13 protein-coding genes and 2 tRNA genes are annotated in these 12,977 nt (G+C 69.9%); 2 read left to right on the top strand and 13 right to left on the bottom strand.

Annotated features, from left to right (window positions below; all coding sequences use genetic code 11):
- Positions 1-76: 76 nt before the first annotated feature.
- A tRNA-Ala gene (locus ACZ5PB_RS07270) sits at positions 77-149 on the bottom strand.
- Between the two features lie 147 nt (positions 150-296).
- On the opposite strand from ACZ5PB_RS07270, the gene ACZ5PB_RS07265 reads away from it, so the two are divergent.
- A complete protein-coding gene (locus ACZ5PB_RS07265; RefSeq protein ID WP_468688593.1) occupies positions 297-1,574 on the top strand; it encodes a glycosyltransferase 87 family protein in 1,278 nt (425 codons plus the stop codon).
- Here ACZ5PB_RS07265 and ACZ5PB_RS07260 read toward each other — a convergent pair.
- The 7 genes from ACZ5PB_RS07260 to ACZ5PB_RS07230 all read right to left on the bottom strand — a co-directional run bounded on the left by ACZ5PB_RS07260 (position 1,553) and on the right by ACZ5PB_RS07230 (position 6,027).
- Positions 1,553-1,786, bottom strand: coding sequence for a hypothetical protein (locus ACZ5PB_RS07260; RefSeq protein WP_185026367.1), 234 nt, complete (start codon positions 1,784-1,786; stop codon positions 1,553-1,555). The genes ACZ5PB_RS07265 and ACZ5PB_RS07260 overlap by 22 nt on opposite strands.
- 108 nt (positions 1,787-1,894) lie before the next feature.
- Positions 1,895-1,967: transfer RNA gene (locus tag ACZ5PB_RS07255), tRNA-Ala, on the bottom strand.
- Positions 1,968-2,113: 146 nt separating this feature from the next.
- A complete protein-coding gene (locus ACZ5PB_RS07250; protein WP_468688909.1) occupies positions 2,114-2,779 on the bottom strand; it encodes a histidine phosphatase family protein in 666 nt (221 codons plus the stop codon).
- A complete protein-coding gene (rsfS, locus tag ACZ5PB_RS07245; RefSeq protein ID WP_468688591.1) occupies positions 2,776-3,219 on the bottom strand; it encodes a ribosome silencing factor in 444 nt (147 codons plus the stop codon). Before rsfS ends, ACZ5PB_RS07250 begins: the two co-directional genes overlap by 4 nt.
- 140 nt (positions 3,220-3,359) lie before the next feature.
- Positions 3,360-5,120 (bottom strand): LCP family protein, encoded by a 1,761-nt coding sequence (locus ACZ5PB_RS07240; protein ID WP_468688590.1) that lies wholly within the window; start codon positions 5,118-5,120, stop codon positions 3,360-3,362.
- A 47-nt stretch (positions 5,121-5,167) separates the two neighbouring features.
- Positions 5,168-5,809, bottom strand: coding sequence for a nicotinate-nucleotide adenylyltransferase (gene nadD / locus ACZ5PB_RS07235; protein WP_468688589.1), 642 nt, complete (start codon positions 5,807-5,809; stop codon positions 5,168-5,170).
- Between the two features lie 50 nt (positions 5,810-5,859).
- Positions 5,860-6,027 (bottom strand): hypothetical protein, encoded by a 168-nt coding sequence (locus ACZ5PB_RS07230; protein ID WP_468688587.1) that lies wholly within the window; start codon positions 6,025-6,027, stop codon positions 5,860-5,862.
- Between the two features lie 221 nt (positions 6,028-6,248).
- Here ACZ5PB_RS07230 and ACZ5PB_RS07225 point away from each other — a divergent pair, with 221 nt between their 5' ends.
- Positions 6,249-7,391, top strand: a complete 1,143-nt coding sequence (locus tag ACZ5PB_RS07225; protein ID WP_468688585.1) for a M48 family metallopeptidase — start codon at positions 6,249-6,251, stop codon at positions 7,389-7,391.
- Positions 7,392-7,481: 90 nt separating this feature from the next.
- On the opposite strand, the gene ACZ5PB_RS07220 is transcribed toward ACZ5PB_RS07225, so the two are convergent.
- The 5 genes from ACZ5PB_RS07220 to proB form a co-directional block, all read right to left on the bottom strand.
- Positions 7,482-8,609, bottom strand: coding sequence for an SCO2583 family membrane protein (locus ACZ5PB_RS07220; protein ID WP_468688583.1), 1,128 nt, complete (start codon positions 8,607-8,609; stop codon positions 7,482-7,484).
- Positions 8,610-8,787: 178 nt separating this feature from the next.
- Positions 8,788-9,441, bottom strand: coding sequence for an SCO2584 family spore wall biosynthesis protein (locus ACZ5PB_RS07215; RefSeq protein WP_468688581.1), 654 nt, complete (start codon positions 9,439-9,441; stop codon positions 8,788-8,790).
- A 113-nt stretch (positions 9,442-9,554) separates the two neighbouring features.
- On the bottom strand, positions 9,555-10,862 hold the full coding sequence (locus tag ACZ5PB_RS07210) for a glutamate-5-semialdehyde dehydrogenase (RefSeq protein WP_468688579.1): 1,308 nt from the start codon (positions 10,860-10,862) through the stop codon (positions 9,555-9,557).
- A 145-nt stretch (positions 10,863-11,007) separates the two neighbouring features.
- Positions 11,008-11,589 carry a hypothetical protein gene (locus ACZ5PB_RS07205; RefSeq protein WP_468688578.1) on the bottom strand — a complete coding sequence of 194 codons (582 nt, stop codon included), beginning with the start codon at positions 11,587-11,589 and terminating at the stop codon, positions 11,008-11,010.
- Between the two features lie 171 nt (positions 11,590-11,760).
- A complete protein-coding gene (gene proB / locus ACZ5PB_RS07200; RefSeq protein WP_468688907.1) occupies positions 11,761-12,846 on the bottom strand; it encodes a glutamate 5-kinase in 1,086 nt (361 codons plus the stop codon).
- Positions 12,847-12,977: the final 131 nt, after the last annotated feature.

The following is a 12,977-nucleotide window of genomic DNA, read 5'->3' as shown; positions in this document are numbered from 1 at the left end:
GCGAAGAGCACACAGGGCCGTCGGCAACAGCGCACAAAGAAGCGGGCCGTCCGATGGACGACCCGCTTCTTGATTGTGGAGCTAAGGAGAATTGAACTCCTGACCTCCTGCATGCCATGCAGGCGCTCTACCAACTGAGCTATAGCCCCGTGCTGTGCACTTGGTGTCGTTTTCCGTGGTTTCCCCCGGCGACATCGCCAACTTTAGACGGTGGATCGCCGCTTCACCAAATCCCTTTTCCCGCTCCTCTTCGGCCACGCGCGCGTAGGCACAGTGTGACACTAACGTCACTGCACGTGACCACATCCCTCGTTGACCGTATCGCCACCGTCCGTCCCCTCCGCTTCCCGCGCCGGGTGCTCGCCGCCGGCGTCGCCTGCCTGCTGTCCTTCGCCGTTTTCTGGACGGTTCAACGGCTCGCCCAGGTGTCGATGATCGACCTGATTGTCTACCGCGCGGAAGGCGCGACGGTCCTCGCTGGCGGTGATCTCTATGCGATGCGGGTCACGGCCGCGCACCTCCCGACGACCTACCCGCCCTTCGCGGCCCTCCTGTTCACTCCGCTTCCGCTACTGGACATCGGTCTCCTGCGGACGCTCGCCACGGCCGGCAATCTCGGTCTGCTGATCGCCCTGGTGCATCTTTCGCTCAAGTTGATCGCTCGCCCCGAACCGGCTGTCACCTTGTGGGTGGCGGCCGTTGCCGTCTGGTGCGAGCCGGTATGGACGACGTTGAGGTACGGGCAGGTGAATCTCGCTCTCGCGGTTCTCGTGCTGTGGGACCTGACCCGTCACGACCGGCACCGTTGGGCGGGCGCGGGCATCGGGCTCGCCACGGCAGTGAAGCTCACGCCTGGACTCTTCGTCGCCTCCCTGTTGTTCACAGGGCTGGTACGGGCCTGGCGAAGCGGTGCTTACCGGGACGGCGGCAACACCTGGCTGCGGCGGGCGGCCGTGGCCTGTGGCACGTTCCTCGCTGCCACTGTCACCTCGGCAGTGCTGCTCCCCGCCGACTCCCTGAACTTCTGGACGCGGGCCCTCTTCGACTCCGCCCGGGTCGGCAACACGGAGGACACCGCCAACCAGTCCCTCAGCGGGCTCCTGGCCCGCCTCCTGCACACCGGCGAGCCCGGCATCTGGTGGGCCGTCTGCGCGGCGCTCGTGGCGCTTGTGGGGCTGTACGCGGCAGCCGACGCCGCCCTCCACGGCGAACGCGCCCGCGCGGCACTGACCTGTGCCGTGACGGCCCTGCTCGTCAGCCCGATTTCGTGGTCGCACCACTGGGTGTGGTGCGTGCCGCTGGTGCTGTTCCTCGCGTCCGAAGCCGTACGCGCAGGGCGGGCAGGTAGGGCAGCCGCCTGGGCGGCGGGAGTCGTCTTCTTCTCGTACGCGCTGTGGGCCGTGCCGCACGGAAAGCAGGGGCGGCCGGAACTGCGGCAGAACATCGGGGAGTTCGCACTGTCGGCCCTGTATCCCGCGATCGGCCTCGCCTTTGTGCTGGCGTGCGCCTACCGCTCCCTGGTGCGGACCCGGGCTCCCGCTCCGGAGCGGACTCAGGCTCTCGCGAAGGAGTAGAACCTCTTGAGGGTGCAGTGTTCGTCAAGCAGCCGGCCGTAGATCGGCTCGCCCTCCAGCTCCCGGTACGTCTCGATCGGGTCGCCTTTTATGATCAGCGCCCGCGCGCACTCCTCGCACCAGTACTGGTACTCGGAGTTGACGGGCTCCATGTCCCGGACGATCGGTGTACCACTGCCGCACCAGTCGCATTTCCGCCTGTGTGCGCCCATCGTCCCCTCCCCTGCCGCGGTCGCCCCCTCCGGCGGTCGATTCTGTCACGGCTCCGCAAGAGGGACAGCAAAAGATCCCGCCCCCTGACGGGGACGGGATCTTGATTGTGGAGCTAAGGAGAATTGAACTCCTGACCTCCTGCATGCCATGCAGGCGCTCTACCAACTGAGCTATAGCCCCGCGTGTTCTTGGTGCTGTGCGGGTGTTTCCCGCTCTGCGCTGCGAACAAGAAGAACTCTAGCCTGCGACCTGCCGGAAAGTGAAATCCGGGTCGGCCGCCGTCCGGGGAACCTCCCGGCGTGCTGCCGGGAGCGTTGCCGGACGGTTCAGTCGTCGTCCCCGAGCACGGGTTCCGGGAGCGTCCCGGCGTTGTGCTCCATGAGCCGCCAGCCGCGGGCGCCCTCGCCGAGGACGGACCAGCAGCAGTTGGAAAGACCGCCGAGGCCCTCCCAGTGGTGCGACTCCAGGCCGAGGAGACGGCCGATGGTGGTGCGGATGGTGCCGCCGTGGCTGACGACGACGAGGGTGCCGCCGTTGGCGAGCTTGTCGGCGTGCGCCAGGACGACAGGGGCGGCCCGGTCGGCGACCTCGGTCTCCAGTTCGCCGCCGCCGCGCCGGACCGGCTCGCCGCGCTTCCACGCCGCGTACTGCTCGCCGTACTGCGCCACGATCTCCTCGTGGGTGAGGCCCTGCCAGGCGCCCGCGTACGTCTCGCGCAGCGCCGCGTCGTGCGTGATGTCGAGCCCCGTGAGGGCGGCCAGTTCACCGGCCGTGCGCGCCGCCCTCTTGAGGTCGGAGGCAATGATGGCGTCCGGCTTCAGCGAGGCGAGCAGCCGGGCGGCCCGGCGGGCCTGCGCCACACCGGTGTCCGTCAGCTCGATGTCCGTGGTGCCCTGGAAGCGGCGCTCCAGGTTCCAGGAGGTCTGGCCGTGCCGCCACAGAACTATGCGACGGCCCCGGGTCACCGTGCCGCCGCTCTGCCCGCCGTTCAGAACAGGTCTCCTTCTCCGTCCAGCTCACCCGCGGGGTTCAGCTTGGCGTGCTCTTCGGCCTTGCCGCGGGTCTTCACCGCGTCCTCGGGCAGCGCGATCTCGGGGCAGTCCTTCCACAGGCGCTCCAGCGCGTAGTAGACGCGCTCCTCGCTGTGCTGGACGTGCACCACGATGTCGACGTAGTCGAGGAGGATCCAGCGGGCCTCGCGGTCGCCCTCGCGGCGGACCGGCTTGGCGCCGAGCTCCTTGCTGAGCTTCTCCTCGATCTCGTCGACGATCGACTTGACCTGGCGGTCGTTGGGCGCGGAGGCCAGCAGGAAGGCGTCCGTGATGGACAGCACGTCGCTGACGTCGTACGCGATGATGTCGTGCGCGAGCCGGTCGGCGGCCGCCTGTGCGGCAGCGTTGATGAGCTCGATGGAACGGTCAGTGGCGGTCACAAGCAGGCTTTCGTCGGCGGTCGGTGATTACCACAAGGGTCTCACGTGACGCCGACATGCCCCGCCGGAGTTTTCCGGCGGGGCGCGGAGCGGTACGGAGGGCTGCCGGCCGGCGCCACCTGTACCTACTGTGGCGACTGCTACGGAGTCGGAACCTTGTAGTCCTGGCCGAGGGTCACGGAAACCTCTGCGTTCTGGATCGCCGGGCCCTGGGTCACTGCGGTCGCCGGCAGCCCGAGGGTCCTGGCGACCTCTTCCGCCTTCGGCTTCTGTGCCGCGTCGGCGTAGGTGACCCGCGAGGCCGCGGCGGTGGTGGCGGAGCCGCCGTCGGAGAACGCGTAGCCGCCGTTGACCAGGGCGATCCGGGCTGCCTCGGTGGCGGCCTGCTTGCCGCTGGCGTTGCGTACTCCCACCCGTACGGCCGCGCCCTGCTCGGGGGCGGAGGCGCTGCCGCCGAGGACGGTCTTGACCACGGTGTCGGACGCGCTGACGCGGCCGTCCGTGCCCACCGGCAGCGGAACCGTCCGGTAGGCGCCCTTCTTGGCGTGCTCGGCGAGCCCGGCGAGGGACGTGGCGAGGGACTGTTCGGTGAGCGACGGGTCCAGGATCAGCGCCAGGCTCTTGACGGTGACCGCCGCGACCTTCGGGTCGTCCGAGATCTTCTTCAGTACGCCCTGCATGACCGCGCCGAAGCGGGCGAGCTGTTTGGCCTCGGGCTCACCGGGTGCCCGGTAGGTGGCGTACGCAACGGCCTTCTGGCCGCTGAGGGTCTGCTGGGCGCCCTTGTTCACCAGGGGGGCAGCGCCCTTCTTGGTGTCGGGTACGGCGGTGTCGGTGTCGGTCTCGATGAAGCCGACCATGTCGACGAGGTTCTCCAGGTACGGAGTGTCCAGCCGCCAGGTGCCGCCGATAGTGGTGCCGAGGGCGGTGCCGAGGGACTCGCGCGTACCGGCGCCGCCGTCGTCCTCTACGGATTTGGCGAGGGTGGTGGGTACGCCGTTGTCGTCGGAGAGGGCGAGCGCGTTGGGGACCAGGACGGTGGTGCCCTGCTGAGTGCTGGCGTTGTCGACGAGCAGCACTGTCGAGGTCATGCCGGGCTTGTCGGTGTTGTGCAGGTGCAGGGCGATGACGTCGCGCTTCTGGGCGCCGTTCGCCACCGGGCCCCCGTTCTTCTCCGACGACATACCGGGGAGCTTGTCGGCGTACCAGAGGTAGCCGAGGCCGCCCACCACGACGAGGGCGAGGACGACACCCAGAGCCACGATGCGGGAGCGGCCACGCCGCTTGGCCTCCTCGCGGCGTTCGGTGCGGCTTTCGGAAAACTTCAGCCAGTCAATGACGTCTTCGGAGTTTTCGTCGGGTTCTTCGACGAAGGAGAACTGTTCTGTGGCATACGCGCCTTCGCCGTCCTTGGCAGGTCGCTGTCCGGCGGCGACCGACGTCTCGGGATTCTCCGGTGCCGTGTCGGGGCGGGCTGCGGGGCGGCGGGCCTGCTGCTGCCCGGGGATCTGCTGCTGCGGTTCGGGGTTCCGGCGCGGTTCCGCAGCGGGTGCCTGCTGCGGGATCCACTGCTGCTGTGTACCGGTGTCGTAGCCGTACGCGCCGTCGGGCTGCGGCGCCGTCTGCTGTTGTTGCTGTTGCTGTTGCTGCGGATATTGCTGTGCGTACGGATCGAACTGGGCGGACTGTTGTGTCTGTTGGGCGGCGTAGGGGTCGTACCCGTATGCCTGCTGTTGTTGCTGCTGCGCGTACGGGTCGAACTGCGGCGGTTGCTCCGGCTGTTGCGGCGCGGCCTGCTGGTACACCGGCTGCCCGTACGCGTCGTAGCCGATGATTTCCGGCTGCTGCTGTGCGTACGGATCGTGTGCGTACGGGTCGTACGGGTTCTGGCGGTCGTTCACCGGTGCCCCATTTCCGTGCTGCTCCTGCTGCTGGGTGCCGCTTGCCGTCAGTCCCGGTACAGCTCGCGCTTGTCGATGTAGCGGACCACTCCGTCGGGCACCAGGTACCAGACCGGGTCGCCACCGCGCACCCGCGCGCGGCAGTCCGTCGAGGAGATCGCGAGGGCGGGCACTTCCACCAGGGAGACCCCGTCCTCGGGCAGCCCGTCGGACGTCAGGTCGTGCCCGGGGCGGGTGACGCCGATGAAGTGGGCGAGGGAGAAGAGTTCCTCGGCGTTGCGCCAGGTGAGGATCTGCGAGAGCGCGTCGGCGCCGGTGATGAAGAACAGGTCGGCGTCGACATTGTCCGCACGGAGGTCCCGCAGGGTGTCGATCGTGTACGTCGGGCCGCCTCGGTCGATGTCGATGCGGCTGACCGAGAACTGCGGATTGGACGCGGTCGCGATGACCGTCATCAGATAGCGGTCCTCGGCCGGCGTGACCAATTTGTGGCTCTTCTGCCACGGCTGTCCGGTCGGCACGAACACCACCTCGTCGAGGTGGAACAACGCGGCCACCTCACTGGCGGCCACCAGGTGGCCGTGGTGGATCGGGTCGAACGTGCCGCCCATGACTCCGATGCGGCGCTTGCCCGTGCCGTCCGCGCTGCTCCCACCGGCCGGGCCGGTGGGCGTTACCTGCTCTCCCATGCGTGCAGACCCTACTGGCCCGTGTGCCCGGCCCGGTCCCCCGGTCCGGTTCAGCGGTCCCGGTTGAAGCGGGTGGTGATCCACAGCAGCAGCATCAGCGCGATGAAGGCGCCGCCACCGGTGACGAGGGGACTGAGCGAGGCGTGCTCGTCGACGTGCTTGGAGCCTTCGCCGGAGGCGAGGGTCACGAGGTTGGCTGCGGTGCTGTGGAGACTCATCTTCGGCGGACCTATCGGGAGACGTCAGGGGAGACTTCGGAAACATCGTATGCGGCGCATGCGGGCACGCTCACGCCGACTCAGTCGTTGAGGCGATATCGGCCCCCGGGCAACCGGCCCGGACGAGGCGGCGTCAGCACAGGAGAGGTTCCCGGACGCCCCCTCTAGGCTGGGGCCGTCCGGGGGACGGGACATGTCTCGTACGAGAGCAGGGGTCTTTCATGACAGACGGCAATCACGAGCAGGGACAAGGCAGCGAGCAGGGGGGCGGCGGGGCCTCGGGGAGCGGGGGTGGACGGGAGAACCTGCCCGGGCGGCAGCGCAGGCGTTTCCCCGGGATCTCCTCGCGGGCGTACGAGCACCCGGCGGACCGGTCCGCCCTGGTGGCGCTGCGCAAGCTGAGCGGTTTCGACACGGTCTTCAAGGCGCTGAGCGGACTGCTGCCGGAGCGGAGCCTGCGGCTGCTGTTCCTGTCCGACTCGGTGCGGGTGAGCGACGAACAGTTCGCACACCTCAACTCGATGCTGCGGGACGCCTGTTACATCCTGGACCTGGAGAAGGTTCCGGCGATGTACGTGACGCAGGACCCGAAGCCCAACGCGATGTGCATCGGTCTCGACGAGCCGATCATCGTCGTGACGACGGGTCTGGTGGAGCTGCTCGACGAGGAGGAGATGCGGGCCGTCGTCGGGCACGAGGTCGGGCACGCGCTGTCCGGGCACTCGGTGTACCGGACGATCCTGCTGTTCCTGACGAGTCTCGCGCTGAAGGTCGCGTGGATTCCGCTGGGGAACATTGCGATCATGGCGATCATCACGGCGCTGCGGGAGTGGTTCCGCAAGTCGGAGCTGTCGGCGGACCGGGCGGGGTTGCTGGTGGGCCAGGACTTGCAGGCGTCGATGCGCGGACTGATGAAGATCGCGGGCGGCAACCACCTCCACGAGATGAACGTGGACGCGTTCCTCAAGCAGGCCGAGGAGTACGAGGCGGGCGGCGATCTGCGCGACTCCGTACTGAAGATCCTGAATGTTCTGCCCCGGTCGCACCCGTTCACCACCGTGCGTGCGGCGGAGCTGAAGAAGTGGTCCCAGAGCCGCGACTACCAGCGGATCATGGACGGTCACTACCCGCGGCGTGACGAGGACAAGGACACCTCGGTGACGGACTCCTTCAAGGAGTCGGCGTCGCACTACGCGGACACGGTCCGCACCAGCAAGGACCCGTTGATGAAGCTGGTCGGGGATCTGGCGGGTGGCGCCGGGGACCTGGGGAGCAAGTTGAAGGGCGCGTTCGGTGGGGGCGGGTCCGGAGGGTCCGGGTCGGGGTCCGCCGGCTCGAACGGAGGGGACGGGTCCGGCGCCTGAGGTGCGGGACCCGGCCGGGCGAGGACGGGGGTGGGTGCCGCTGTTGCGGGGCCTTCTCCCCCCTCCCTGCCCCACCCCCTGGCACGGCCCCTAGCCGGGGCTGATGCTCGGCATGGCCGTGGGTGAGAGGGTGCCGCAGATGGTGCCCGTGCCGGGGCCCGTGGCGTACGGGTCGGTGCCTGCGGGGGTGGCCGGGGCCGCGGAGGGCCGCTGGCCGGCCAGCAGGGGCGTCCAGGACTGCGGGACGGCGGGGTCCCAGCTCTCGCCGCAGGCCTGCGGGCCGCCGACCGCGTACGAGCCGAGCAGTTCCGTGCGGTGGCGGCGCAGGTCCTCCGCGTCGTACCGGAAGTGCAGTTCGCGCCGGACGGTGAACAGTGAGGCCCCGTCGGCCCGTTCGCGGCCCGGCCCGGTGGCCGGGCGCAGCGGGTAGACGAAGGTGTGGTCGGTCCTCACGTCGAGGATGTCGGGCCCGACCTCGGTGGCGCGCAGGACGCCGTTCGCGCGGACGGCTCCCGCGAGGGCGACCTTGGTGGAGTCGAAGCGTACGAGCCAGCCGCCCGCGCCCGGGACCTCTCCGTTGCGTACGGCCTGGGAAGACGCGAAGCCCGCGTCGTACTGCTCCAGTTGGTCCGGGTCGAGGAGCAGGCGGACGGGCCTGACCGCGCCGCCGGTCAGGACGCCGGGGTCGACGGACGACTGGACGAGGTAGTCCTTGGCGATGGTCAGAGCTGCCAGGACCTGGCTCTCGGAGAAGTGGGCAGTGCCGCGGGCGACGGGCAGTTGGATTCCTGCGGCGCCGGTGCCGAACTGGGCGGCTGGGCTGTGCAGGAAGAGTTCCGCGGGGGCGCCGCCGGGCACCTTCCCTCTCGGGGCCAGCGGTATCACGGTCGCGCGCAGGGCTTCGGGGCGGCGGTCGGAGGTGGCGGTCGCCGGGGCACGTACGCCCATGTAGACGGCAGTCGCGAAGGCCAGGACGACGAGCAGTACCAGCACGAGCACTTGTCTGCGGCTGCTGCCGGTGACGGCTGGGGCGGCCGGCGGGGGCAGGATGCGGACGGCCGGGGCGTGGTCTTCCGCCCGCTCCGAGGCGGAGTATTCCTGGAGCCGGGCAGCCCGGACGAACGATTCGTCGAAGACGACGGACCGGTAGTCGTCGTCACCACTGTTGGGGAGTCCCTCGGGCGGGGTGCCCTCGGGCGGTTCCGATCGACCTGCCATCGCTTCTCCCTGAGCACTGGGCCCTGCGGTGGGGAGAGGAGTCTCTCTTTCAGAGTAGGTCGCGGGAAGCGAAGGTAAACGCCCCGGAACGAGAGAACTTGGGCTGAACTCTGTTGTGTTTTCCGGGCGTTGGAGGTTTCGCCCGGGGAATCGCGGAGTCCGGGCCTTGTCCGGTCCCTCAGGGTGTGCGGGGCTGGGCGGAGGCCGCCGGTGCCGTGTATTCCGCTGAAGCGGAGGGCGGGCCGCCGCTCCGGCCGACCCCATTGCCCGTGCCCGTGCCCGTGCCCGTACCGGTCTCGGTACCCGTGCCGGTCGTTGTGTCCGTTCCGCCGGCGGGTTTGTCGACGCCGGTAGCGGCCGGTGAGGGCACTTGTCCGTCGCGGCTTCCGGAGGCTCCCCGGTAGACGGCGGCGAAGGCGAAGGCGACCATGCCGATGCCCATCAGCAGGGCGAGCAGCCAGGCGACCGGGCGGTGCCAGCGGGAGGAGTTGCGGTACGGGCGCAGGGCGCCGCCGTAGCGCCCGTACGGCCCGTGGAAGGTCCCGTAGCCGTCCGGGTCGCCGTAGGGCGCGTGGAGGCCGTGTGCGTCGCGCAGCTCGTACGGATCGTCCTCGGGGGTCCGTTGGCCCGCCCAGCTGCGGGCGCCCTCCGTGTCGGAGCGCGCCTGGGTGGCGGCCAAAAGTCGCTCCACCGCGCTCGGTTCATGAATTTCGGCGGCTTTGACGAAGTCCTCGTCGAATACCACGGAGGCGAAGTCCTCGTCCGCGCCCCCGCGGTCGTCGTCGGGCTCCCAGCCATCCGGGAACGGCTTGCCCTCCACGTCGTCCGGCACCCGTTCAGCGTAGACCCGGGCGGTCGTTTTGGGCAGGGAACGGACGGAGCACGCGCGCGTAGTGCTGGTCCGTGCCGGCTTCCGGGGTCTGCGCGCGTGGTCGTCCCGGGGGGTCAGCGCACGTGGCCGTCGCCCGTGACGATGTACTTCGTCGACGTCAGTTCGGGAAGTCCCATGGGTCCGCGCGCATGCAACTTCTGCGTGGAGATGCCGATTTCGGCGCCGAAGCCGAACTGTCCGCCGTCGGTGAAGCGGGTGGAGGCGTTCACGGTGACGGTCGTGGAGTCGACGAGCTGGGTGAAGCGGCGGGCGGCGGCCTGCGAGGTGGTGACAATGGCCTCGGTATGACCGGAGGACCAGCGGCGGATGTGCGCAACAGCGTCGTCCAGCGACTCCACGACGGCTGCCGCGATGTCGTAGGACAGGTACTCGGTCTCCCAGTCGGCCTCTACGGCGGGCACGACTGTCGCCTTCGAATTGTTTGCGTAACCAAGTGTCTTGTCGTCCGCGTGGACGGTGACGCCCGCTTCGGCGAGTGCGTCCAGTGCGCGCGGCAGGAAGGCGTCCGCGATGTCCTGGTGGACGAGGAGGGTCTCGGCGGCGTTGCAGACGCTGACCCGGTGTGCCTTGGAGTTGACGAGGATGTCGATCGCCATCTCGATGTCGGCCTGTGCGTCCACGTACACGTGGCAGTTTCCGGTGCCGGTCTCGATGACGGGGACGGTGGATTCCTCGACGACGGTACGGATCAGCGAGGCGCCGCCGCGCGGGATGAGCACGTCGACCAGTCCGCGGGCGCGCATCAGTTCACGTACCGAATCGCGGGATTCACCGGGAACCAGCTGTACGGCGTCGGCGGGCAGTCCCGCTCCCTCGATCGCGTCGCGGACCACGCCGACGAGTGCGGTGTTGGAGGCGTACGCGGAGGAAGAACCACGCAGCAGAACGGCGTTGCCGGACTTCAGGCACAGTGCGGCGGCATCGACGGTGACGTTGGGGCGGGCCTCGTAGATGATGCCGACGACGCCGAGCGGGACGCGTACCTGGCGCAGGTCGATGCCGTTGGGGAGGGTCGAGCCGCGCACCACTTCGCCGACCGGGTCGGGCAGCGCCGCCACGTCGCGTACGTCCGCGGCGATCGCCCGTACCCGTTCGGGGGTGAGGGTGAGCCGGTCGACGACGGAGTCGGCGGTGCCCGCTTCACGCGCGCGTGCGACGTCCTGGCCGTTGGCGGCGACGATCTCGTCCGTACGGGAGAGCAGTGCGTCGGCCACGGCGAGCAGCGCCGCGTCCTTCACGGCGCGCGGCAGCGGTGCGAGTGCGGCGGCGGCCGCGCGGGCCCGGGAGGCGGCGGCGAGGACCGGGGAGCGGCCTTCGGCGGCGTCGGCTGTGGCGTCGGCGGGAGCGGTGTGCGAGGTCATGCCCGCAGGGTAATCCGGTGCCCGGGGCCGCCCGTCCGCCGTCCCGGACTCCGAGACGGCGGCTTCCGTGCACCGGCCGGTGCGAAAGCCGCACCCCGGGTCCTACGGGATCCGTGCACCGGCCGGTGCGGGTGTGTCTCCCCGGTCAGTACGGGTGTACGCCGACGGGTGCGGCGGGCGGTGGCCCGTATCCCTCGGCGACCCGCTGGTGGTAGGTCTCGCGGTCGATGACTTCCAGGCCGACGATCTCCCAGGGCGGCAGTTGGGCCGTGGAGCGGTGTTCGCCCCACAGCCGCAGGGCGACGGCCGCCGCGTCGTGCAGGTCGCGGGCCTCTTCCCAGTAGCGGATTTCCGCGTGGTCGTCGGCGTACCGGCTGGTCAGCAGGAAGGGGTGGTCGTGGGCGAGCTGTTCGAGGCCGCGCCTGACCTCTTTGAGCGGGGTCTCGGCGCCGGAGACGCTGAGCGTGATGTACCAGAGGCGGGATGCCTCCGGGTCCGGCCGCCGGGGTCCGGTGCGGGTTTCCCGGTTGCCGTGGGTGCCCTGTGTGCCGGGGCCGCCGGATCCGGTCCGCCCGCCCTGGGTGTTCGCGGCGTCGGCCGCGCCGGTGTTCTCACCGTTCTGGTGGCCGCTGTCCCCGCCGTCGTCGAAGTCCGTTCCCGCCCCGACACTCGTCAAGGCTCGCTCGGCTGTCCCTCGGGGCGGCGCCCCCGGGCGCGCTCGTCTCACCGGCGGCCTCCTGATGCGTTTGTGTGCTGTACCCCCGTAACAGAGTTGACCAGTCCTGGGCCGGATGCGGGGGGTTTTCTGGAAGGTCTCCACCAGGAGGCTGGACTTTCGGCCGTTTCGTGGACGCCGGTGGAGCATTCGGGGAGTCTTCGTCCACTTCTCTCCGGCCGGTCAGTGAGGCAGCAGAACCAGGTCGTCGCGGTGCACGACTTCACGTTCGTACGCGGGTCCGAGTTCGCGCGCGAGATCGCGGGTGGAACGGCCGAGGAGTTGCGGGAGTTCTTTCGCGTCGAAGTTGACGAGTCCGCGGGCGACGGCACGGCCCGTGCTGTCGCGCAGTTCGACCGGGTCCCCCGCACCGAACTCGCCCTCTACGGAGGCGATTCCGGCGGGCAGCAGCGAGGTGCGCCGCTCGACGACCGCGCGTACGGCCCCGTCGTCGAGGGTGAGTGCGCCCTGCGGGGTGGAGGCGTGCGCGAGCCAGAGCAGCCGGTCGGCGCTGCGGCGGCCGGTGCGGTGGAAGTACGTTCCGGTGTCCCGCCCGGCGAGGGCGTCGGCGGCGTGGCTGGCGGAGGTGAGGACGACGGGGATGCCGGCGGCGGCGGCGATGCGGGCGGCCTCGACCTTGGTGACCATGCCGCCGGTGCCGACGCCCGCTTTTCCGGCGCTGCCGATCTGGACGTGGGCGATGTCGTCGGGGCCCGCGACCTCGGTGATGCGGGTGGTGCCGGGCTTGGCCGGATCTCCGTCGTACAGGCCGTCGACATCCGAAAGAAGTACCAGGAGGTCGGCGCGGACGAGGTGGGCGACGAGGGCGGCGAGGCGGTCGTTGTCGCCGAATCGGATCTCGTCGGTGGCGACGGTGTCGTTCTCGTTGACGATCGGCAGTGCACCCATGGCGAGGAGTTGATCGAGGGTGCGGTAGGCGTTGCGGTAGTGGGCGCGGCGGCTGGTGTCGGTGCCGGTGAGCAGGACCTGGCCGACGCGGACGCCGTAGCGGGCGAAGGAGGCGGTGTACCGGGCGACCAGGAGTCCTTGGCCTACGCTGGCGGCTGCCTGCTGGCGCGCCAGGTCCTTGGGGCGGCGGTGCAGTCCGAGGGGGGCGAGTCCGGCGGCGATGGCCCCCGACGAAACGAGGACGACCTCGCGCGCTCCGCCCGCCCTGACCTTGGCGAGGACGTCGACGAGGGCGTCGACCCGGTCGGCGTCGAGGCCGCCGGCGGCGGTGGTCAGGGAGGAGGAGCCGACCTTGACCACGACCCTGCGGGCGTCGGTGACGGGCTGCCGGTCGGTGTTGCCCGGAATGTGCTTCGGCTGACTGCTTGCCCCTGCCACGTGCGTGCGTCCCCTCGGTGTGTCCCGGTGCTGCTTCCTGCGCAATGTACGTG

Source organism: Streptomyces sp. NPDC032721 (assembly GCF_055579625.1).
The sequence above is the reverse complement of the archived record's forward strand: the minus strand, read 5'-3'. Positions and strand labels throughout refer to the sequence as shown.

Excerpts from the sequence above, each read along its gene's own strand:
- ACZ5PB_RS07260 (WP_185026367.1), bottom strand. The coding sequence starts at position 1,786 with ATGGGCGCACACAGGCGGAAATGCGACTGGTGCGGCAGTGGTACACCG.
- nadD (WP_468688589.1), bottom strand. The coding sequence starts at position 5,809 with ATGGGAGAGCAGGTAACGCCCACCGGCCCGGCCGGTGGGAGCAGCGCG.
- ACZ5PB_RS07230 (WP_468688587.1), bottom strand. The coding sequence starts at position 6,027 with ATGAGTCTCCACAGCACCGCAGCCAACCTCGTGACCCTCGCCTCCGGC.
- ACZ5PB_RS07225 (WP_468688585.1), top strand. The coding sequence starts at position 6,249 with ATGACAGACGGCAATCACGAGCAGGGACAAGGCAGCGAGCAGGGGGGC.
- ACZ5PB_RS07220 (WP_468688583.1), bottom strand. The coding sequence starts at position 8,609 with ATGGCAGGTCGATCGGAACCGCCCGAGGGCACCCCGCCCGAGGGACTC.
- ACZ5PB_RS07210 (WP_468688579.1), bottom strand. The coding sequence starts at position 10,862 with ATGACCTCGCACACCGCTCCCGCCGACGCCACAGCCGACGCCGCCGAA.